Origin of the sequence: Pseudomonas sp., from assembly GCF_030150285.1 — a bacterium.
Classification (GTDB): Bacteria; Pseudomonadota; Gammaproteobacteria; order Pseudomonadales; family Pseudomonadaceae; genus Aquipseudomonas.
Genome location: NZ_JASLGE010000086.1, coordinates 39,056 through 59,489, shown reverse-complemented (window position 1 = coordinate 59,489; position 20,434 = coordinate 39,056). Strand labels below are relative to the sequence as shown.

Genomic DNA, 20,434 nt, shown 5'->3' with positions numbered 1-20,434 from the left:
GGAAGATTTCTCTGGCCAGTTCAACAAGGGCGATAAAATCTCCGGCACCATCAAGTCGATCACCGATTTCGGTATCTTCATTGGTCTGGACGGCGGCATCGACGGCCTGGTTCACCTGTCCGACATCTCCTGGAACGAAGTGGGCGAAGAAGCCGTACGTCGTTTCAAGAAGGGCGACGAGCTTGACACCGTTATCCTGTCGGTTGACCCAGAGCGTGAGCGTATCTCCCTGGGTATCAAGCAACTGGAAAGCGATCCGTTCTCCGAGTACGTACAAGAGAACGACAAAGGCGCAATCGTTAAGGGCATCGTGAAAGAAGTTGACGCTAAAGGCGCCATCATCACTCTGGCCAACGATATCGAAGCAACTCTGAAAGCCTCCGAAATCAGCCGTGACCGCATTGAAGATGCGCGTAACGTTCTGAAGGAAGGCGAAGAAGTAGAAGCCAAGATCATCAGCGTTGATCGTAAAAGCCGCGTAATCCAATTGTCCATCAAGTCGAAAGACGTTGAAGACGAGAAAGAAGCAATCCAGAGCCTGCGCGACAAGCCAGCTACCTCTGAGATCGCTGCTGGGCCGACCACTCTGGGCGACCTGCTGCGTGCACAAATGGAAAAACAGAACTAAGTTCTGATTGACCATAGAAAAGGGCAACTTAGGTTGCCCTTTTTTGTGTCTGCAGTTTGGGTGTACGGGTAATCAGAAGCAGGCCAAGCGGTGATGAGTGTTGAGCGATACTCAGAGTGCTTGCTGCATTTTGTATGTTTGTGTCCTGTGCGCTAAGGCGATAAGTCGATTTCTGGGCTGTTCAAATTCTTCCGATCATGCTAAAACCTTTGAAGCACTGACCTAGCTGCTTGAAAAAGAAGGGAAAAATATGACGAAGTCGGAGTTGATCGAACGAATTGTCACCCATCAAGGGCTGCTCTCATCGAAGGATGTTGAGTTGGCTATCAAGACTATGCTTGAGCAAATGTCTCAGTGCCTGGCGACTGGAGACCGAATCGAAATTAGGGGGTTTGGCAGCTTTTCACTGCATTACCGGGCTCCCAGGGTGGGTCGCAACCCCAAGACCGGCCAGTCAGTGAGTTTGGATGGTAAGTTTGTACCTCATTTCAAGCCAGGAAAAGAACTCAGAGATCGAGTGAATGAGGATGAAGAAGTCGATATTTAACGCTGAGTATTCAGGAGTTGCCGATGCATAACTTTAAGCGTGCAGTACTCGTCGTGTTTGCCTTGGCGCTTACCTTCGGGACTGTGATTTTTATCCTTGAAAATCAACAGCCCACTTCGTTGACGTTTTTAGGTTGGCACTCACCTGAATTACCTGCATCAATCTTCTTTTTAGGGGCTTTACTCTTGGGTATGGCGATTGGGCCGGTGTTAGGTTTTATTGCTTACCGGCGTAAAGCTGTCCGATTAAAGCGCAGTCTGTTGCAGTCATAGCATTGACTTGCACTGCGCGAGGTGTTTGAACGGCTATGCTTCGTCAGTGAGCGCGGTGCAATAACCTGCTTAAAAGAACTCTTATAGGCGAGGCTTGGTTTTTCAATGCTTTGTGCAAACGATGCTTGCCCAGTACGAGCTTCATTTTTATACCTCCAAGCACTAACCCTCATTTTTGCGGCTTAACAATCGCAGCCGTCCCAGCAGATTTAAGCTTTTCTGGCACAGCGTTTTTTCGGTGCTCGGAAGAGCGCTCCCCTTTTGTGCATTCAATTATAATCTCCGCTCTCAGATTCCTTTGAATCGGAACTCGATCGCCTTTGAAAGGGTCTATCCCAGCATTGCTTTTGCGACGAGCATAAAAGACTTTTCTCAGCGGGTAAAAATGCCCCTCTTCCGCGTAAATTATGCTGTTATTGGCAATGAAACAGAGTATTGCGAGTCGATGGTCGGCGTTCTTTGCTGCTGATTCTGATTCGAAGCGCTCCAGTATTTTATAAACTTGTGCACTCCGCGAGCTTGTCAATCGATTGGCAACGGTGTTCAGGGCGGTTAATACAGTGAGCTTATGCTGAGACTGCGGTTTCATAGTAAATTTTTTAGAGTGAAGAGTGGCTATCTGTATATAAACGTATTTTTGATGCGTCTTTGGCCAGCATGTCGTCGGGGAAGCACTAAAAAATACGAGCTGTACAGCAGACTTCTTGAAATGAAGGGTGAGGGCTGTATCATTCGTACCGTTGTGGTGGCGTCGTATGGCTTAAAGTACAGTAAACACACACCGGCATTCGTGACATTAGGGCGATATCAAGCCCTGCAAAGCTTGTCATCGTACAGAACCTAGCCTCCCGCCTGTGATTCGCTGCCACACCCTACAGAGCAGGCTGGAAAAACACGGAAGAGCCATTAATGAATGATCCATGCATATGACAGATTCTGCAGTAACCCAAGAGCCCGGTGAATCAAGGTCGGGTGATTGGTACCTGGTGCAATGCAAGCCCCGACAAGACGAGCGAGCCGAGGAAAACCTCTTGCGCCAAGGCTATCAGTGCTCCCGCCCGTTGTGTGCGCGCGAAAAACTTCAGCGTGGCCAATTGCAACGTGTACAAGAGTCTTTGTTTCCGGGTTATTTATTTATTCATATGCCGCCAGGGTCCAATTGGGCCCCTTTGCGCTCTACTCGTGGTGTTGCGCGGGTAGTGTCATTTGGGGGGCGCCCCTTGGCAGTCAGGGGTGAGTTGATTACTCAACTTCAGGAACGGGCCAGTACCCATGTCATCGCAACATTCAATCCAGGCGATAAAGTCACCATCCTTGATCGGGGCTTTGCTGGTATTGAGTCGATATTCATGACGATGGATGGTGATGAACGAGTTATTTTGCTGATCAACTTAATGAACCGTCAGCAACAGGTCAGCATGCCTTTAGCGAGTATTACGCCTGTCTGAGCCACACGAAGGCCGCGTAAAGGGCAATCAATGAAATCTGTTCTCGGGAAATTGACGATAAATCCTGGGGCGGTAGCGTGCCTAAAGGGCGCACAGTTCTACATCTGGCGTTGTTACGGATGTGGTACCTGAACAGTTAAGGAATAATTGCGACATGACCACTCTCAAACGTAAAGGCATCATCCTTGCTGGCGGTTCTGGTACGCGTTTACACCCGCTCACCTTGGGTGTGTCGAAGCAGATGCTGCCCATTTACGATAAGCCAATGATTTTCTATCCGTTGTCCGTATTGATGCTAGCGGGCATGCGTGAAATTCTGATTATTTCGACGCCTGAAGATTTGCCTTGCTTCAGGAAATTACTGGGCGACGGTAGTCAGTACGGTATTGAGTTGAGCTACGCGGAACAGCCTAGCCCTGATGGCTTGGCGCAAGCCTTTATCATTGGTGAAGAATTTATTGGTAAAGACCCGGTCTGCCTGATCCTGGGTGACAATATTTTTTATGGCCAGCATTTCTCGGATAATTTGCGTTCGGCTATGTCCAAACCTGCAGGTGCTACTGTTTTTGGTTATCACGTCTCGGACCCAGAGCGCTTTGGCGTCGTTGAATTTGATAGCACTGGTTGTGCGTTGAGCATCGAAGAAAAGCCCGTAACACCCAAGTCGAATTATGCTGTGACGGGACTGTATTTTTACGATAACCAGGTTGTGGAAATCGCTAAAAAAATCAAGCCCTCGGAGCGGGGTGAGCTTGAAATCACAGACGTTAACCGTGCATACCTTGAGCAAAACACTTTGACCGTTGAACTCTTGGGCCGTGGGTTTGCCTGGTTGGATACCGGAACCCACGAGTCATTGTTGGAGGCGAGCCACTTTGTGCATACCATCGAACAACGGCAGGGTTTGAAAGTCGCATGTTTGGAGGAGATTGCATTTAATCGCGGGTGGATTACGCCGCAAGAATTAGCCCGGCAGGCCGATAAATTTAAAAAAACTGGCTATGGACAATACCTGGCCAAGTTATTGGCTGAGAGGTCGGTGTTATGAAGTTTGAGGCCACTGAGTTACCGGGTGTAGTGATTATTGAGCCAAGTCTCTATGCGGATGAGCGCGGTTGGTTTATGGAGAGTTTTAACCAGCAGCGCTTCGAAGAGGGCTTGGAGAGTTTGGGGTTAGCGCTTGCGAAACCTTTCGTACAGGACAACCACTCGTGTTCCGCCAAAGGTGTGCTAAGAGGCCTGCATTTTCAAGCCCAACCCTTTGCCCAAGGAAAATTGGTCAGAGTTGTGAAAGGTGCGGCATATGATGTGGCGGTTGATCTACGAAAGGACTCACCTACATTTATGCGTTGGTTGGGAGTGGAGTTGAATACAACCAATCATCGCATGCTATGGATACCGGAGGGTTTCGCCCATGGTTTTGTTGCTCTGGAAGATGATACGAATTTTCTATATAAAACAACCGATTATTATCACAAAGAGTCAGAACGTACCATACTGTGGAATGATCCAGCCTTGGCAATTACTTGGCCTGATGTTGGGGGCTATAAGGTTAGCGAGAAAGATGCGAGTGCTTCCGTATATGATGGCGTTTCGGCCTTCTGAGTGGCATCCATAGAGTTGATTGTTAATTTGCGTGAAGATATAGGTTATTAGTGTTGATGATACAGCTTGCTCAAGCTGTAGTAAGTTATATAAATTAGTTTCATGATTTGCGTTGAGTACCTAATTTGTCCAGTTTTAGTAACATGGCACTTACATCATCTGCGCATCTTGTACGGATGCTCTTCGGTCTAGTTCTAATTAAGATAATATTCAGTTACTTGGGGCCGGAGGGCTTGGGTAAGTTAGGACAGTTTCTGAGTTTTGCGACCATTCTTGCTCTGCTGGCAGGAGGGGGTATTATAAATGGAGTTATTAAGTTTGTTGCTGAATACAAGGATGACACGAAAAAGTTACAGGAGTTCATGGTTGAAGCTGTAACTTATACCGTTTTTTGCTCTGTCATAATATTGGTGGTTTGTGTTTCTTTCTCCAGACTTCTGGCTGAGTTTCTTTTTAAAGATCCAAATCTTTTTTGGGTGTTTATTGTCGTAGGTTGTCTGCAATGTGGGTATTCGTTCACTTATCTTGTAGTTGGCGTTGTTAACGGTTTAAAGCAGACGAGAAAATATGCGCTCATTCAAATTGCCGGCTCATTGATATCGCTGCCAATAGCCTATTTTCTAGTAGATATTGGTGGTTTTCCAGGGGCGGCGATTGCCGTCGTGGCTGCAGTATTCGTGAATGTTATACCAGCGTACTATGTTTACAAAACACTGGCTGTTAAATTTTCTTTTTCGTTTGTTAAAATTACTAAACTTAGATTTGGGAAATTGCCTAATTACTCATTGATGCTGGTAAGCAGCGCTATCGCGCTTCCCGTTGTTGAAATGGTTGTTCGGCAATGGTTGATTCAGGATTCGGGTTATGTTGGTGCCGGCTTATGGCAGGGTGCGACCAAGTTGTCTTCAGCCTACTTGGGTTTTTTTACTATATTTATAGGTTATGTATTCTTGCCTATGATTTCGGAACAGACTTCGAAAAGTGTCATTCTTAGGCTTGTTGTTAAGTATATGGCATTGATTGCGTGTTTGTTTGTAGTGGGTGCTGTGATTCTTTATGCGGGGCGATTTTATTTTATCAGTCTTCTGTTCTCAGATGAGTTTAGTTCGTTAGGTAATGTTTTGGTTTATCAGTTGATCGGGGATTTCTTTAAGATTTGCGCTTGTGTAATTAGTTTTGTGGGTATTGCCAAAGGGTCGGCGTCACTTTATATCGCCTCTGAATGTCTTCAAGCGGCACTTTTTGTTGGGCTTGTGTATGCTCATGGTCCTCAGGGTGATGGTTTGAAAACTGTTCTTGAAAGTTATGCGATGGCATATTTTTTGTATTTTTTTGTTTGTTGTTTGGCACTGTTTTTCTATATCAAGAAGAAGCCGGCAATACAAAGCCAAACCTCTTGATCCTGTTTGTGTCTGGAGTTTGTATATGCCAGTTCTTGGCTTTTAGGTGAGCGCTAAGGTACTTGTTTTTTACAGGTTATAATCGTATGGGTTTGTTTTGTAATCGCATGTATTATTTGGGTTTATTATGATCAGTGTTCTAATGGCAACCAATAGCTTTAATGATTATTTAAGGTTGGCCTTGCAGAGTATTATTGCTCAGACATTTACTGATTTTGAGATTTTACTTGTTGCGAATGGGCCTGAAAGTAACGAGATAGAAAATTTTGTTAGGTCGGCCTTTCCTGAGGAAAGGCGAATTAGGATAATTAAGAGTATAATTCCGCAGCTATCTTATGCTTTGAACTTGGGGATTGATCATGCTCAGTATGACTATATAGCCAGGATGGATGCAGACGATATTGCTCACCCTGAACGTCTGGAGCGACAGCTTGCTTACCTGCTAGAGCATGATTTGGATGTTGTGGGTACTGCAGTTAATATCATAAATTCATCTGGTAAGCTAATTGGCTTCAGGTCTGTACCAGCAAAAAATAGCATCAACAAATCATTGCCATTTAAAAATGCATTTGTGCATCCGTCAACCATGATCCGCAAGGCGGCATTGATAAAGGTCAGAGGGTATAATGCCGGATTTAACTCCGAAGATTATGATCTTTGGTTAAGACTTAAGAGACTGGACGCAAAATGGGACAATATGCCAGTTGCATTGTTGGACTACAGAGTGCATCAGGCGGCTACTCAAGGGCGTTTATTGGGGTATGCAGAAACTTCGGGTGCAATGCTGAGGGAGTTTTTGCTTTCCAAAACGCTGACCAATGCTCTATCAGTTTTTATAAGTATTTTAAAGGCTTTGTTCAAAGCGCGTAAATAGCGCAGGTTGTATTATAAAAACGTAAGGTATAATGTGAATATTTTAGTAACTGGCGGTGCAGGCTATATTGGTTCACACACAGTCGTTGAGTTGCTCAATGATGGTCACGAAGTGGTGGTCGTTGATAATCTTGATAATAGTGCTGAAAGGGTGTTTGAGCATATAAGTGAAGTGTGCGGACGAGCACCGGTGTTTGTGAATGCGGATGTCGGTTCATATGATAGCCTTAAACAGGTATTTCTGAAGTATTCATTTGATTGTGTTATGCATTTTGCTGGCCTGAAATCCGTCGCTGAGAGTGCAGCAGATCCCCTGCGATATTACAGGGAGAACGTGGGTGGCAGTATGAATTTGCTGACTGTTATGGACGAGATGGCAGTTCGAAGTATTGTCTTCAGTTCGTCCGCAACGGTATACGGTGAAGCAGACATACTGCCGATCAATGAGTCATCGCCTTTGAAGCCACCCTGCAGCCCTTACGGTGAGTCAAAGTTAGTCGTGGAAAATATGTTGCGTTCGCTTGTAGCAAGCAGGCGTGATTGGTCTGTTGGAATATTGCGATACTTCAATCCGGTGGGTGCCCACGCCTCAGGTCTGATAGGTGAGTCTCCATGCGGTATTCCGAATAATCTAATGCCTTACATTAGTCAGGTTGCTACGGGCAGGCAGCCATTTCTATCAGTGTTTGGAGATGACTATAATACAGTTGATGGGACTGGCGTGCGCGATTACATTCATGTCGTCGATTTAGCTAAAGGCCATTTGGCGACACTCTTATATTTGCAGGCGCATAAAGGGTGCCATGTATGGAATCTTGGCACGGGTATTGGCTACTCCGTATTGCAAATCGTGGCTGCTTTTGAAGAGGTGTCAGGTAGATCGATTCCTTATAAGATTTTACCTCGAAGAGCCGGTGATATAGCCAAGTGCTGGGCTGATCCGCAGAAGGCATTCAACGAACTGGGTTGGAAGGCCCAGCTGGATTTAAATGATATGGTTCTGGATGCATGGGTATGGCAAACTCGAAACCCTGAGGGCTATCGCTAAGTAATTTTTTCTTGAGTGCTCTGGAACAGGAATCTGTGATGTCTTACGTGGGGCTTTACACAATAAAAGTGTACGTTGTATTGATGCTTATCTGGCTAGGTATTTTTCTCAAGCATGAATATAGCGTTTCACTGCATCGCAGAGTTGTCTGTTCATGTGAAGTGGGCATCCTACTGATATTGGCCGGCGTGGTTGCTTATGATCTTAGTATAAGGCCCATTTCTACTGTTGGCGATACTTCAGCCTACTTTGATTTTTATCGAGATTTGGCAGCTTGTGGTTTTGATGACGGGCTTGAAGCGGCATTTATTCTTCTTTCAAAATTTCTTATTTATTCGGACTTCACGTATACCGCTCTTTTTTGGATTGTCCCATTCGTCGTTATTCTTAGTTACTACGTGCTGGCTAAAGTTGTTTTCGGTAAAGAATCTATTGTTCCTGTTATTTTGGTGTCTGTACTTATTTTCTACCCTTTCTTTTGGTCGTTTTCTGCAAATATACTCAGGCAAGGATTTGCAGTTTCATTTTTGTCGTTGTCTTTTTCAGCGCTTTTGCTTGGTAGGCAATGGGTTGCGTGTTTGTGTCTTGTTTTAGCTTGTTTGTTTCATAAGTCAGCACTGATATTTCTACCATGCGTCATCTTTCTTCCCATGTTTGCAAGCATCTCATTCTTCAAGGTGTGTGCAATGTGGGTCGTCGTATCATTGCTCTCATTTACAGGTATGTTTAGCGCATTATTAGGTTTTATCTTCGGTCAGCTCGCAGAGTTTAATATTGCTGCAAATTATAGTAATTTTGCAGAAGAAGCCTACGTGACTGGATTTAGGTGGAAGTTTTGGCTGTTCTCATCTTTTCCCGTGATGTGTATTTTGCTCTATATGAAAATTTCAGTGATGCCCTCTGACAAGGCTAAAACATTTATCAATTTCATAGCGTTCTTAGGGGTCGTTCATATAGCTCTTTTTGATATTGCCTTTAATGATCGCTTTGGTATATATGCGTGGTTTTACTATCCGGTAATTGTAGCTTTGATCGTTCGTGTTTTGGTTGAAAGACTAAGAGGCACCCATAAGGTCGGCGTAGTGTCTGTCGATGCTCCCTGATGCAGGGCTTTATAAAATTCAGGATTCTCGTGTGCGTAAAAAAATCTTTATCGTAACTACTGTCCCGGAAACGTTTACGAGTATTCTTAAAGGGCAGCCCCGTAGTCTTAATGAACACTACAATGTAGAGATTGTGACATCACCCGATGAGGGCGCTAGAGCTATTGATGAGGGTGTTAAAGTCCATCGGGTGCCGATGGTTCGCGGTATCAATGTGTTTCGCGATATGATCTCCGTTATGAAAATGGTTGCTCTGTTGTACAAGGAGTCTCCTTTTGCTGTTCATTCGTATACTCCTAAAGCGGGGCTGGTATCCATGTTGGCCGCCTGGATCTGTCGTGTACCGGTGAGGGTTCACACATTTACAGGGCTGATTTTTCCAACCCAGACGGGGTTCAAAAAAGCGCTGTTGATCGGGATTGATCGCCTGATATGCGCTTGTGCGACGCGGATAGTACCTGAGGGTGAAGGTGTTAAGAATGATTTGATAAAAGCCGGTATCACCAAAAAAGCATTGTCCGTCATTGGTCATGGGAATGTTGCGGGTGTAGACGTGTCCTACTTCGACCCGGATCTGCTGGAGGTCAAACAGACTTCAGTGTCACTATTCGAACAGTTGAATATTCCAGCTAATAGTTTTGTCTTTTGTTTTGTGGGCCGATTAAACAAAGATAAAGGGCTTAAGGAATTGGTGATATCTTTTTCACAAATGCCTGATTCAACTCACCTTGTTATCGTAGGCGATACTGACACAAGCGCGCCCGTCGACACCGCGTCCATGATGCTTCTTGAGTCCAATTGCAGAGTTCACATGCTGGGCTTCCAAGGCGATATACGTCCTGCTTTATCTTGTGCTGATGTTTTAGTACTACCCAGTTATCGTGAAGGGTTTCCGAATGTGGTCCTCCAGGCCGGGGCGATGAAACTTCCAGCCTTGGTAACGGACATTAGTGGCTGCAATGAAATTATCCAGCCTGACATAAACGGATGGTTGGTCCCCCCACGACAACATCATGATTTAACCGCAGCTATGCTGCGCATCATGACTTTACCTCCAGAGACACGGGTGCAGATGGGTGTTAACGCCAGGAAGCGCGTTACCAGTCGTTTTGATCGCAAGGACCATTTGGCGAGGATGGTGCAATTTTACAAGGAAGCACTCGATGTTTAAGCGTTTGTTTGATGCGTGCCTGTCATTTTTCGCTTGCTTGATACTAATGCCTGTTATGGCTGCCGTAGCGGTTCTGGTTGCCATACGTTTGGGACGGCCCATCTTATTTTCTCAGGTACGCCCCGGACTTCATGGGCGCCCTTTCAAGATGTACAAGTTTCGCTCCATGAGAGATGCCGTGAATGCTCAGGGGGAGCCTTTGCCTGATGCGCTGCGGATGACTTCATTCGGCTCGTTCCTGCGCGCATCTAGCCTGGATGAACTGCCTGGGCTGTGGAATGTGCTCAAAGGCGATATGAGCCTGGTCGGCCCCCGGCCGCTGTTAGTGGAATACTTACCGCTTTACAGTCCTGAGCAACAGCGTCGACATGATGTCAGGCCTGGTATTACGGGCTGGGCTCAAGTGAATGGGCGAAATGCCATAAGTTGGGAACAGAAATTTCAGTACGACACCTGGTATGTCGATAACCAATCATTTTGGTTAGATATAAAGATTCTCGCTCTTACGGTCAAAAAGGTGTTCGTCCGCGAAGGCATCAGTGCTGCGGGCGAGGCGACCATGTCCAGATTCTTGGGTGAGAAACCGGTTAGCAAGCTTGCCATTCTTGGGGCGGGTGGGCATGCGAAAGTGGTAGCGGACACTGCGCAATGCTGTGGCTGGAGCCATATAGAGTTCTTTGATGATAGCTGGCCAGTGACCCACTCTATTGGCCACTGGGCTGTGGTCGGCGATACAAACGCCTTGATAGCGCGTCTAGCGGAGTTTGAGGGTGTCGTCGTCGCTATTGGGCGTAATGATATTCGTCGCTCTAAACTGACCGAGTTGGCCGAGATCGGTGCTCCGTTGGTCTCGTTGGTTCACCCGGCGGCAACTATCAGTCAGTACGCCTCGATAGGCACCGGGTGCGTTGTGTTTGCAGGTGCGATCGTGAATATGGGGGCTGTTATTGGTGTTGGGGCTATTCTCAACACGGGATGTAGCATTGATCATGATTGTTTGCTGGATGATTATGTTCATATCTGTCCCGGAGCCAGAATCGCTGGCAGTGTACAAATCGGTCGCTTGAGTTGGATCGGGATAGGGGCATGTGTGAAACAATCACTTAGTATTGGCAGGAATGTCACAGTAGGCACGGGCGCAGCCGTCGTAAATAATATTGCTGACGACATGACCGTTATTGGTGTTCCTGCAAGAGATATCGCTCTTCGCTAACGTATGTGCCGCCTACTTGGTGCCAAAGAGCTTTTATTGTCTGACGTACATGGGCTATTTTTTATGATTAAAACCTCAGGTAATCAATTGTGCTGAATACGCCATTTTCTTCTTGGCCCTCCTTCACGGAAGAAGAGGCCGATGCTGTTCGTGCTGTCATTTTATCCAATAAAGTTAATTATTGGACAGGGCAGGAGGCTCGCACTTTTGAAAAAGAGTTTGCGCAATGGTCAGGTACGCAGTTCGCCGTTGCGCTGGCCAATGGTACGGTAGCGCTCGATCTGGCACTTAAAGCGCTGGGTGTGGGGCCGGGTGACGAAGTTGTTGTTACATCGCGCACTTTTCTTGCTTCGGTTTCGAGCATTGTTAACGCGGGTGCAGTGCCTGTTTTCGCAGATGTCGATCCTGACTCGCAAAATTTCACGGTTGAAACCATCCGCGCTGTTCTGACCTCTCGTACTAAAGCATTGATTTGTGTTCATTTGGCGGGTTGGCCATGTGATATGGATCCCATCATGACGTTGGCAAATGCTAGAGGCCTCAAGGTCATCGAAGATTGTGCTCAGGCTCACGGCGCTCAATATAAAGGGCGTCCGGTGGGCTCTATTGGTCATGTGGGTGCCTGGTCCTTTTGCCAGGATAAAATCATGACCACGGGAGGCGAGGGCGGCATGGTCACCACCAACGACCGTCAACTCTGGGCTGATATGTGGGCCTACAAGGATCACGGCAAGAGCTGGGAGGCTGTTTATGAGCGCGAGCATGCGCCGGGTTTCCGCTGGCTGCATGAGAGCTTTGGAACCAATTGGAGAATGCTCGAAGTTCAGGCAGTTATTGGCAGAATTCAATTGCGCCGTATGCAGCAGTGGCACGCTAAACGTCTAGTAAATGCAGCGCGGATCTGGGACACAGCTTCACAACTCCCCTCTCTTCGTGTACCTGCGCTTGCGGCCGATCAAGTGCACGCAGCGTACAAGTGCTATGTGTTTGTGCGCCCAGAGTGTTTGAAACCAGACTGGTCTCGTGACCGTATTCTGACTGAAATAGTGTCCCGCGGCGTGCCTGCATTTTCTGGCTCATGCTCGGAGGTCTATCTTGAGAAAGCCTTTGATAATACTGGCTGGCGGCCCGCACAGCGTCTTGAAACTGCTAAGGAATTAGGTGAAACGAGCCTGATGTTTTTAGTTCACCCGACCCTGACCGAATCTGAAATTGATTTGACGTGTCAGGTGCTTTTTGACGTCATTAAAGAAGCTTCATTGGCTTAGGGTGTGACCTTTGCGCCATAGTGTTGTGTGCAAAGTATTCAGACGGTAATGGTTTTAGTGTACTGGGTGTCATAAAGTTTATGGATAAAACTCGATCGTTCTTGCTCAACCTTTCGCGTCGCAAAAAGCGCATTCTTCAGGTCGCGACCGATGTCGTCCTTGTGTGGTTTGCTCTCTGGCTGGCGTTTGTCGTTCGGTTGGGTATAGAAGATATGGTTAACCCCATCAGAGCGCATGCCTGGTTATTTTTGGCTGCGCCACTCATTTCTATTCCTTTTTTTGTTCGCTTTGGTATGTACCGTGCGGTGATGCGGTATTTTGGCAACGATGCGCTGATTGCAATTATTAAAGCAGTCAGCATGTCTTCGCTTTTTCTGGGGCTCTTTGTCTATCTCTATAGCAATCATGAGAATGTGGTACCTCGTTCTATTATCTTTAACTACTGGTGGCTGAGCTTGATTATGCTGGGCGGTCTGCGGCTCGCGATGCGCCAGTACTTCTTGGGCGACTGGTTTGACGCGGTCCAGCATGTGCCATTCGCCAGTCGTGATGATCACTTGGCGCGCGTTGCTATTTACGGTGCCGGCTCCGCTGGTAATCAGTTGGTAGCGGCATTGCGCATGGGTCGGATCATGCGGCCTGTGGCTTTTATTGATGACGACGAAAGTATTTCCGATCGTGTTATTTCCGGGCTTCAGGTATTCAAGCCGGAACACATGCAGCAGATGATTGACAAAACGGGTGCGCAGGAACTGCTACTGGCTATTCCCTCGTCGTCCCGTGGTCGACGCCGTGAAATCCTTTCGCTTCTGGAAGGGTTTGCGCTTCATGTGCGCAGCGTGCCTGGCTTCATGGATTTGGCCAGTGGGCGCGTCAAGGTAGACGATATTCAGGAAGTGGATATTGCGGATTTGCTGGGGCGCGATGCCGTGCCTGCGCAAGAGGAGTTGTTGGAACTCTGCATTAAAGGGCAGTGCGTGTTGGTCACCGGGGCGGGTGGTTCTATTGGTTCGGAGTTATGCCGCCAGATAGTGTCGTTGAAACCGACGACGTTGTTGTTGTACGAACACAGTGAGTTCAATCTTTACAATATTACTAGCGAGCTAGAACAGCAGGTCCAGCGTGCGTCGCTTAACGTGAAGACTATACCGATCCTGGGGTCGGTTCGTAATCCGCAGAAACTGCTGGATTTGATGAAAACCTGGCAGGTTGACACGGTCTATCATGCGGCTGCTTATAAGCATGTGCCCATGGTTGAGCACAATATCGCCGAAGGCGTACTCAATAACGTCATGGGCACGTTGAATACCGCCCAGGCGGCTCTGCAGGCAGGCGTAGCCAACTTTGTCTTAATCTCCACAGACAAGGCCGTACGCCCAACGAATGTGATGGGTAGCACCAAGCGTCTGGCCGAAATGTCGCTTCAGGCATTAAGTCGTGAAGCGGCACCGGTGCTGTTTGGTGATACGACTAACGTACCGCGGGTTAATACAACCCGTTTCACGATGGTTCGTTTTGGCAATGTGCTGGGCTCGTCGGGGTCCGTTATTCCACTGTTCCACAAACAGATCAAGGCAGGCGGTCCGCTGACCGTCACGCACCCTAAAATCACCCGTTACTTCATGACCATCCCGGAGGCTGCGCAGTTGGTCATTCAGGCCGGCTCCATGGGGCAGGGCGGTGATGTCTTTGTACTGGACATGGGGGAGCCAGTGCGTATTGTCGAGTTGGCAGAGAAGATGATTCACCTCTCTGGGTTGAGTGTGCGTTCCGACAAAAATGTACATGGAGACATCGAGATAGAGTTTACGGGATTGCGCCCGGGTGAAAAGCTTTACGAAGAGTTGCTGATTGGTGACAACGTTGTGGCAACCCGCCATCCCATGATCATGAGCGCCAATGAGGACATGCTCACCTGGGCGGAATTCAAAGTCAGGCTCTCGCAGTTGCTGGAAGCTGTTGAGCGGGATGACTATTTGCGGGTTCGCCAATTGCTGCGAGATACCGTCAGTGGGTATACCCCCGAAGGTGAGATCGTTGATTGGATTCATCAGCAGCGTCGAACTGACCGGTCATGAGTACACACTCAGAAATGCAGTGATTTTTGACAGTGCTCCGCCATCGCCTAGGTTTTGAATACAGCTCAGGAAAGCTGTTTTCACTTAACGATGTTTTGGAGTACTACTTATGCGTTTTGCCTTTCTTTCTTCGTTGTTTTTGGCTTTATTGGTGGGCGTGTCGAATGTTGCTCATGCGGTGCCCGTGGCGAGTAATGTTGAGCCCGGCGGTAGTGGGCAAATCGCAGCCGATGCGCAAGTGCTTACCATCAACCTCAATACGGCAGATGAGGCCACACTGCAGCGTGAGCTGTCTGGTGTAGGTGAGGCCAAAGCAAAGGCCATAGTGGCTTACCGTGAATCAAATGGGGACTTTGCCTCGGCCGATGAACTGCTTGAAGTGAAAGGCATAGGCAAAGCCATTTTCGACAGGAATCGCGACAAGATTGCGGTTAACTGATTATTAGCGTTAACAGTGAAAAGCCAGTCGTCGTTGACTGGCTTTTGTGTTTCAGGCGAGAAAAAACGTTGGCGCTCATATTGCCGCTGCATCTTCCGCGCCTGGGAATACCCGTTCATCCTGCTGACGGGCGCGGCCTCTCGTATAGGTTTAAGAGTTTAAGCCGGGCGGCCCTGGCCACAGCCGTAGTGAGCCCCCCCCCCCCCGCTTTGCTACTTGATGGGCTCAATTATCGATCCTTGGACTCTTTAGCATCCATCTCGGCATTTCTTTCTGCGATTCGCCGGCGCTCTTCATCAGTGAGTTCAACTTTATGGGCGGTGTCACGCAGGGTCATCAGCGCACCCAAAATGGCACCAATGGCAACAATCAAAATTAGCCAAGCATACCAAGGCATAATGTTCTCCTTATTGAGCATATTCCGGTGAAGGATTTTTGCAGGGATATCAGTGATCCTATTGTAGGCCGGTTATTTCTGCCCGTGATTTATAAGCTTCAATCACCCCAAAAATATGAAATTGCGATCATCGGGTGCCGGGAGGCAGCTGGTTCCGCTACAATGCGCGCCGATTTCGACCAGCCTGAGAACCCACTAATGTCCGATTGCCAGACTCCCATCATCGTCGCCCTGGATTTCCCGACACGCGATGCCGCACTGAAATTGGCTGATCAGTTGGACCCCAAGCTGTGCCGCGTGAAAGTGGGTAAGGAACTGTTCACCAGTTGTGCTTCAGAGATCGTGGGAACCCTGCGTGATAAAGGGTTCGATGTGTTTCTGGACCTTAAATTCCATGACATTCCCAACACCACGGCGATGGCCGTTAAAGCCGCAGCCGAAATGGGCGTGTGGATGGTCAACGTGCATTGCTCAGGAGGACTGCGCATGATGGCTGCGTGCCGTGAGGTGCTTGACCAGCGCACAGGCCCGCAGCCGCTGCTGATCGGTGTGACGGTGCTGACCAGTATGGAGCGTGAGGACCTTGCCGGGATTGGCCTGGACATCGAGCCGCAAGAGCAGGTTTTGCGCCTTGCAGCCTTGGCGCAGAAGGCCGGTATGGATGGTCTGGTGTGTTCAGCTCTGGAAGCGCAAGCGTTGAAGCAGGCGCACCCTTCGTTGCAACTGGTAACACCGGGTATTCGCCCTGCAGGCAGCGCGCTGGATGATCAGCGCCGTATTCTGACCCCGCGTCAGGCGCTGCAAGCAGGTTCCGACTATTTGGTGATTGGTCGTCCGATCAGCCAGGCTGCTGATCCGGCCAAGGCGTTGGCAGACGTGGTTGCTGAGTTGGCGTGAGGCCTGGCGGCGCTCTTGCAGCCCTCTGCAAGAGCGCGCATGCATATGCCTGGCTACCTGGCCTTGTAGTTCAAAACGATTAACGTCAGCACCCCCGCCACAATGCCCCAAAAAGCCGAACCGACCGAGAACAGGGTCATGCCCGAGGCTGTGACCATAAAAGTGATGAGTGCGGCTTCACGCTCCTTGGGCTCGTTCATGGCAAGGCTCAAGCCGTTGATGATTGAGCCAAACAAAGCCAGAGCGGCAATCGACAGCACCAACTCTTTGGGAAAGGCGGCGAACAAGGCCGCCAGGGTGGCCCCAAAGGTGCCGGCAATACCATAGAAAATGCCGCACCACATGGCTGCCGTATAGCGTTTTTTCGGGTCTTCGTGGGCATGTGGGCCCGAACAGATGGCCGCACTGATCGCTGCCAGGTTAATGCCATGGGAGCCGAAAGGGGCAAGCAGCATCGAGGCCACGCCGGTGGTTGTAATGAGCGGCGATGCAGGCACGTTGTAACCATCGGCTCGGAGTACGGCGATGCCCGGCATGTTTTGCGAGGTCATGGCGACCACAAAGAGCGGGATGCCAATGCTGATAGTGGCGGCCACTGAAAAAGACGGTGTGGTCCACACAGGCACTGCCACTTCAAGTGCGAAGCCGCTGAAGTCCAGCAGCCCGAGCAGGGCCGAGAGTGCAGTCCCTACCAGCAGCGCCCCGAGTACGGCATAGCGCGGGGACAGGCGCTTGACGATCAGGTAGGTCAGGAACATCCCTACCACCAACCCCATTCGATGCTGGGCGGCGACAAAAATTTCACTGCCGATCTTGAATAGAATCCCTGCCAACAAAGCGGCTGCCAATGATGCTGGAATGCGCTTGACCAATCGCTCGAAACTGCCGGTCATACCGCAAATGATCACCAGCACGGCGCACGTGATGTACGCTCCAATGGCTTCGCCGTAACTGACCGTCCCCAGGCTGGTGATCAACAAGGCAGCCCCGGGGGTTGACCAGGCAATGGTGATCGGTGTGCGGTAGCGCAATGAGAGTCCGATGCTGCAAATAGCCATGCCAATGGACAACGCCCAGATCCACGACGAAATTTGCCCACTGGTCAAGCCGGCGGCCTGTCCGGCCTGAAACATCAGCACCAGCGAACTGGTGTAGCCGGTCATCATCGAAATAAAACCTGCAACCACTGCTGATGGCGAGGTATCGGCCAGCGGGTGCAAGCGGGGCTGGGTGGCATCGGTCATGAAACACTGTTCCTTGTACTGAAGGGCGTTCTACAAAAAGTCTCTCTTCGGACATAAAGCCTAAACGCAAACGTTACATTTCATTGCTATACAGCAGTCAGCGCAAACGACCGTACAGTCGTACTGGCATTCTGCTTTGTGTACAATGCGAACTGTTTCTATTGCATTAACTCTTTGTCAGCGCTGGTCGTTAACGTATTAACCTTACAGCACGGCCGTTTCCCCACACGAGTTCCCATGAACGAACAGTTGCAGCCTCTCAAGAAACAATCTCGCCCCACTAACGCTGGGCGCAGTGGAACCCAGGACGATATTGTCTACGCGCATATTTTCGAGGCGATCCTGGAGCAGCGGCTAGCGCCTGGTACAAAACTGAGCGAAGAAGCGCTGGGTGAAATTTTTGGGGTCAGCCGCACTATCATCCGCCGCGCCTTGTCGCGCCTCGCTCATGAGGGGGTTGTGCTGCTTCGCCCTAATCGCGGAGCGGTGGTGGCGAGCCCGAGCGTAGAGGAAGCGCGTCAGGTGTTTTTTGCCCGCCGCCTGGTTGAAAAGGCCATCACTGAGTTGGCCGTTGTGAATGCCGGAGCTGACGACCTCGCACAATTGCGCAAAATGGTGCAAGACGAACGCGACAGTTTTTCGCGGGGGGATCGTGGGGCTGGGATTCGTTTGTCCGGCGAGTTCCACCTGAAGTTGGCCGAAGCCGCCAAGAATGCACCCTTGATAAGCTTCCAGCGCAGCCTTGTGTCGCAAACGTCGCTGATCATCGCCCAGTATGAAAGCGGCAACCGCTCGCACTGCTCCTATGACGAGCATATGCAATTGATTGATGCCATTGAGGCGCGTGATGCCACGCTTGCTGTACACCTGATGATGCATCACATGGATCATATCGACAGCAAGCTCAACCTGGACGAAGAAAGCGCCTCAGACGATCTGCATGCCGTGTTCTCTCATTTGCTGCAGACCAAGGGCAAAAGCCCGAGGTTGCCTGCAAAGATTTAATGTTCGCTTTCATTGTGCTGGCAGCTTCTACCCGGGCTCGCGAAGATCATAGTGTCCATAGGTTGAAGTCTTCGCGAGCATCGCGCAGATGCCCTTGCCGATCAGCGCTGATGAACGCTATGGCCCGCCGCATAGGTCTCCAGGATTGTGCGGTCATCACCTAGAGTCATCAGTACAAACAGTGTTTCAGCAATGTCCCTGGACTGCTTGATGCGATAGTTCATCAAGGGTGTCGCGGTATAGTCGAGCACCACAAAGTCGGCATCACTGCCCGGTTGCAATGTGCCGATCCTGTCCTCAAGGCGCAGCGCGCGCGCGCCGCCCAGCGTCGCCAAATACAACGACTTGAACGGATTGAGGCGAGCGCCTTGCAGTTGCATCACCTTGTAGGCTTCGTTCAGCGTATTAAGCAGTGAAAAACTGGTCCCCGCTCCCACATCTGTTCCCAGGCCGACATTGAGTTTGTGCTTTTCGGCCATTGGCAAATTAAACAGGCCGCTGCCCAGAAACAAGTTGGACGTAGGGCAGAAAGCCACTGCTGAGCCGGTCTCGGCCAAACGGGCGCATTCGTCATCACACAGATGCACGCCGTGGGCAAAGACCGAGCGCTCACCCAGCAGTTGGTAATGGTCGTACACGTCCAGATAGCCCTTGCGCTCTGGAAACAGTGACTTGACCCATGCGATCTCCTGAAGGTTTTCGCTGATGTGGGTATGTAGATACACGTCCGGGTATTCACGCAGTAACTGGCCTGCGAGGGTGAGTTGCTCGGGGGTGCTGGTAGGGGCGAAACGTGGGGTGACGGCATAGTGCAGGCGGCCCTTGCCGTGCCAGCGTTCAATCAGGGCCTTGCTCTCGTTGTAGCCGGTCTCGGCGGTGTCGGTCAGGTAGTCGGGAGCGTTGCGATCCATCATCACCTTGCCCGCAATCAGGCACAGATCAAGGCGTTCGGCGGCTTCGAACAGGGCGTCGACCGACTGTGGGTGGACACTGCCGAACACCAGCGCTGTGGTGGTGCCGTTGCGTAGCAGTTCCTTGACGAAAATAGCGGCGACTTCGTCAGCATGTGATTTGTCGGCAAACTGGCTTTCGCACGGGAATGTGTAGGTGTTCAGCCAATCCAGCAGTTGTTCGCCGTAGGCACCAATCATACCGGTCTGCGGGAAATGGATATGCGTGTCGATAAAACCGGGCGTGATCAGAGCGTCACTGTATGTCGTGATTTCAGTCTCGGCGGCCAGGGTCGTGAGCAGTTCACTGGCCGGCCCTACCGCTTTGATCTGGCCGTTATCGACCACCAGCAAGCCGTCTTCAAAGTACTCATACGAAGCCTCGACACCCACTTCGGCAGGGTCGGCGATGCTGTGCAAGATTGCGGCACGGTAGGCTTTACAGGTCATCAGGGTTCTCAACTCGTAGCGTGGCGGCGTCGTGAGGACAGCCGCCATCGGATAATGGGAGGCGCACCAGCGCCGTGTTGGCCAGCGTGAGTGCGACAGGTGGCGATTGGCTAGTCATGCTCAAACCCAAGTGCCTGCCAGCAGAACCCAGCAAGCGGGATTGAGCCAGCCCAGGCTGTGTTCAAGATCCAGTGAGCAATTATGCGTCATGCTGATGCCGTGGCAACCCTGCTGCGTGTGCAGGGATGGCATTCGGAGGGCGACCGCTCGCAATGTACTTTTCTAAATTGCCTGGGGCTGGAGCCGTCGTTGTCGGCCTGTATGGCGGTTTTTTGAGTAAATCCTTGCTCGATAATGAGCGTCATGAGCGAGCCGAAAGTAAAGGGGGCCAGTCCTTG

Annotated in this window: 21 protein-coding genes and 1 pseudogene; 18 read left to right on the top strand and 4 right to left on the bottom strand. The window is 49.8% G+C overall.

Annotation, left to right across the window (positions count from 1 at the left end; translation table 11 throughout):
* The 3 genes from Q1W15_RS20630 to Q1W15_RS20620 all read left to right on the top strand — a co-directional run.
* Positions 1-628 (top strand): S1 RNA-binding domain-containing protein (locus tag Q1W15_RS20630; RefSeq protein WP_300731615.1); only part of this gene is annotated, 628 nt, incomplete at its 5' end.
* 250 nt (positions 629-878) lie between these two features.
* Positions 879-1,175: an integration host factor subunit beta gene (ihfB, locus tag Q1W15_RS20625; protein WP_300731612.1), complete on the top strand. Its 297-nt coding sequence runs from the start codon at positions 879-881 to the stop codon at positions 1,173-1,175.
* Positions 1,176-1,198: 23 nt separating this feature from the next.
* Positions 1,199-1,447, top strand: a complete 249-nt coding sequence (locus Q1W15_RS20620; protein WP_300731609.1) for a lipopolysaccharide assembly protein LapA domain-containing protein — start codon at positions 1,199-1,201, stop codon at positions 1,445-1,447.
* A gap of 169 nt (positions 1,448-1,616) precedes the next feature.
* Here the strand turns inward: Q1W15_RS20620 and Q1W15_RS20615 are convergent, their stop codons facing one another.
* Positions 1,617-2,036, bottom strand: coding sequence for a hypothetical protein (locus tag Q1W15_RS20615; RefSeq protein ID WP_300731606.1), 420 nt, complete (start codon positions 2,034-2,036; stop codon positions 1,617-1,619).
* Positions 2,037-2,367: 331 nt separating this feature from the next.
* On the opposite strand from Q1W15_RS20615, the gene rfaH reads away from it, so the two are divergent.
* The 13 genes and pseudogenes from rfaH to Q1W15_RS20550 all read left to right on the top strand — a co-directional run bounded on the left by rfaH (position 2,368) and on the right by Q1W15_RS20550 (position 15,093).
* Entirely contained in the window at positions 2,368-2,895 is a 528-nt protein-coding gene (gene rfaH, locus Q1W15_RS20610) for a transcription/translation regulatory transformer protein RfaH (RefSeq protein WP_300731603.1), read from the top strand.
* Between the two features lie 154 nt (positions 2,896-3,049).
* Positions 3,050-3,943, top strand: coding sequence for a glucose-1-phosphate thymidylyltransferase RfbA (gene rfbA, locus Q1W15_RS20605; RefSeq protein WP_300731600.1), 894 nt, complete (start codon positions 3,050-3,052; stop codon positions 3,941-3,943).
* On the top strand, positions 3,940-4,500 hold the full coding sequence (rfbC, locus tag Q1W15_RS20600; RefSeq protein WP_300731597.1) for a dTDP-4-dehydrorhamnose 3,5-epimerase: 561 nt from the start codon (positions 3,940-3,942) through the stop codon (positions 4,498-4,500). Before rfbA ends, rfbC begins: the two co-directional genes overlap by 4 nt.
* A gap of 143 nt (positions 4,501-4,643) precedes the next feature.
* Positions 4,644-5,900 (top strand): O-antigen translocase, encoded by a 1,257-nt coding sequence (locus tag Q1W15_RS20595; RefSeq protein WP_300731595.1) that lies wholly within the window; start codon positions 4,644-4,646, stop codon positions 5,898-5,900.
* 142 nt (positions 5,901-6,042) lie between these two features.
* Positions 6,043-6,774, top strand: a complete 732-nt coding sequence (locus tag Q1W15_RS20590) for a glycosyltransferase (RefSeq protein ID WP_300731592.1) — start codon at positions 6,043-6,045, stop codon at positions 6,772-6,774.
* Between the two features lie 33 nt (positions 6,775-6,807).
* The gene (gene galE, locus Q1W15_RS20585) at positions 6,808-7,821 is read left to right on the top strand and encodes a UDP-glucose 4-epimerase GalE (protein ID WP_300731589.1); all 1,014 of its coding nucleotides are present in this window, start codon (positions 6,808-6,810) and stop codon (positions 7,819-7,821) included.
* Between the two features lie 11 nt (positions 7,822-7,832).
* On the top strand, positions 7,833-8,924 hold the full coding sequence (locus Q1W15_RS20580; RefSeq protein WP_300731586.1) for an EpsG family protein: 1,092 nt from the start codon (positions 7,833-7,835) through the stop codon (positions 8,922-8,924).
* Positions 8,925-8,955: 31 nt separating this feature from the next.
* The gene (locus tag Q1W15_RS20575; RefSeq protein WP_300731583.1) at positions 8,956-10,095 is read left to right on the top strand and encodes a glycosyltransferase family 4 protein; all 1,140 of its coding nucleotides are present in this window, start codon (positions 8,956-8,958) and stop codon (positions 10,093-10,095) included.
* Positions 10,088-10,678: pseudogene (locus Q1W15_RS20570) on the top strand (sugar transferase); the annotation flags it as partial. The gene Q1W15_RS20575 and the pseudogene Q1W15_RS20570, both read left to right, overlap by 8 nt.
* Positions 10,655-11,308: an acetyltransferase gene (locus Q1W15_RS20565; RefSeq protein ID WP_300731626.1), complete on the top strand. Its 654-nt coding sequence runs from the start codon at positions 10,655-10,657 to the stop codon at positions 11,306-11,308. The pseudogene Q1W15_RS20570 and the gene Q1W15_RS20565, both read left to right, overlap by 24 nt.
* 89 nt (positions 11,309-11,397) lie before the next feature.
* Positions 11,398-12,576 (top strand): DegT/DnrJ/EryC1/StrS aminotransferase family protein, encoded by a 1,179-nt coding sequence (locus Q1W15_RS20560; RefSeq protein ID WP_300731580.1) that lies wholly within the window; start codon positions 11,398-11,400, stop codon positions 12,574-12,576.
* An 80-nt stretch (positions 12,577-12,656) separates the two neighbouring features.
* A complete protein-coding gene (locus Q1W15_RS20555; protein WP_300731578.1) occupies positions 12,657-14,654 on the top strand; it encodes a nucleoside-diphosphate sugar epimerase/dehydratase in 1,998 nt (665 codons plus the stop codon).
* A gap of 109 nt (positions 14,655-14,763) precedes the next feature.
* Positions 14,764-15,093: a helix-hairpin-helix domain-containing protein gene (locus tag Q1W15_RS20550; RefSeq protein WP_300731575.1), complete on the top strand. Its 330-nt coding sequence runs from the start codon at positions 14,764-14,766 to the stop codon at positions 15,091-15,093.
* A 229-nt stretch (positions 15,094-15,322) separates the two neighbouring features.
* Here the strand turns inward: Q1W15_RS20550 and Q1W15_RS20545 are convergent, their stop codons facing one another.
* A complete protein-coding gene (locus Q1W15_RS20545; protein WP_300731572.1) occupies positions 15,323-15,490 on the bottom strand; it encodes a DUF2897 family protein in 168 nt (55 codons plus the stop codon).
* A 198-nt stretch (positions 15,491-15,688) separates the two neighbouring features.
* On the opposite strand from Q1W15_RS20545, the gene pyrF reads away from it, so the two are divergent.
* Entirely contained in the window at positions 15,689-16,387 is a 699-nt protein-coding gene (pyrF, locus tag Q1W15_RS20540) for an orotidine-5'-phosphate decarboxylase (RefSeq protein WP_300731623.1), read from the top strand.
* Positions 16,388-16,440: 53 nt separating this feature from the next.
* Here the strand turns inward: pyrF and Q1W15_RS20535 are convergent, their stop codons facing one another.
* Positions 16,441-17,631, bottom strand: a complete 1,191-nt coding sequence (locus tag Q1W15_RS20535) for a benzoate/H(+) symporter BenE family transporter (RefSeq protein WP_300731570.1) — start codon at positions 17,629-17,631, stop codon at positions 16,441-16,443.
* A gap of 237 nt (positions 17,632-17,868) precedes the next feature.
* Here Q1W15_RS20535 and Q1W15_RS20530 point away from each other — a divergent pair, with 237 nt between their 5' ends.
* Complete coding sequence (locus Q1W15_RS20530; RefSeq protein ID WP_300731567.1) at positions 17,869-18,636, top strand: GntR family transcriptional regulator; 768 nt, start codon at positions 17,869-17,871, stop codon at positions 18,634-18,636.
* A gap of 101 nt (positions 18,637-18,737) precedes the next feature.
* Here the strand turns inward: Q1W15_RS20530 and guaD are convergent, their stop codons facing one another.
* Complete coding sequence (gene guaD / locus Q1W15_RS20525; RefSeq protein WP_300731565.1) at positions 18,738-20,036, bottom strand: guanine deaminase; 1,299 nt, start codon at positions 20,034-20,036, stop codon at positions 18,738-18,740.
* Positions 20,037-20,434 lie beyond the last annotated feature (398 nt).

Coding starts and splice junctions, on each gene's coding strand:
- Q1W15_RS20620 (WP_300731609.1), top strand. CDS start 1,199: ATGCATAACTTTAAGCGTGCAGTACTCGTCGTGTTTGCCTTGGCGCTT.
- rfaH (WP_300731603.1), top strand. CDS start 2,368: ATGCATATGACAGATTCTGCAGTAACCCAAGAGCCCGGTGAATCAAGG.
- Q1W15_RS20530 (WP_300731567.1), top strand. CDS start 17,869: ATGAACGAACAGTTGCAGCCTCTCAAGAAACAATCTCGCCCCACTAAC.
- Q1W15_RS20550 (WP_300731575.1), top strand. CDS start 14,764: ATGCGTTTTGCCTTTCTTTCTTCGTTGTTTTTGGCTTTATTGGTGGGC.
- rfbC (WP_300731597.1), top strand. CDS start 3,940: ATGAAGTTTGAGGCCACTGAGTTACCGGGTGTAGTGATTATTGAGCCA.
- Q1W15_RS20535 (WP_300731570.1), bottom strand. CDS start 17,631: ATGACCGATGCCACCCAGCCCCGCTTGCACCCGCTGGCCGATACCTCG.
- Q1W15_RS20565 (WP_300731626.1), top strand. CDS start 10,655: ATGTCCAGATTCTTGGGTGAGAAACCGGTTAGCAAGCTTGCCATTCTT.
- rfbA (WP_300731600.1), top strand. CDS start 3,050: ATGACCACTCTCAAACGTAAAGGCATCATCCTTGCTGGCGGTTCTGGT.
- Q1W15_RS20595 (WP_300731595.1), top strand. CDS start 4,644: ATGGCACTTACATCATCTGCGCATCTTGTACGGATGCTCTTCGGTCTA.
- Q1W15_RS20590 (WP_300731592.1), top strand. CDS start 6,043: ATGGCAACCAATAGCTTTAATGATTATTTAAGGTTGGCCTTGCAGAGT.
- guaD (WP_300731565.1), bottom strand. CDS start 20,036: ATGACCTGTAAAGCCTACCGTGCCGCAATCTTGCACAGCATCGCCGAC.
- Q1W15_RS20545 (WP_300731572.1), bottom strand. CDS start 15,490: ATGCCTTGGTATGCTTGGCTAATTTTGATTGTTGCCATTGGTGCCATT.
- ihfB (WP_300731612.1), top strand. CDS start 879: ATGACGAAGTCGGAGTTGATCGAACGAATTGTCACCCATCAAGGGCTG.
- pyrF (WP_300731623.1), top strand. CDS start 15,689: ATGTCCGATTGCCAGACTCCCATCATCGTCGCCCTGGATTTCCCGACA.
- Q1W15_RS20555 (WP_300731578.1), top strand. CDS start 12,657: ATGGATAAAACTCGATCGTTCTTGCTCAACCTTTCGCGTCGCAAAAAG.
- Q1W15_RS20615 (WP_300731606.1), bottom strand. CDS start 2,036: ATGAAACCGCAGTCTCAGCATAAGCTCACTGTATTAACCGCCCTGAAC.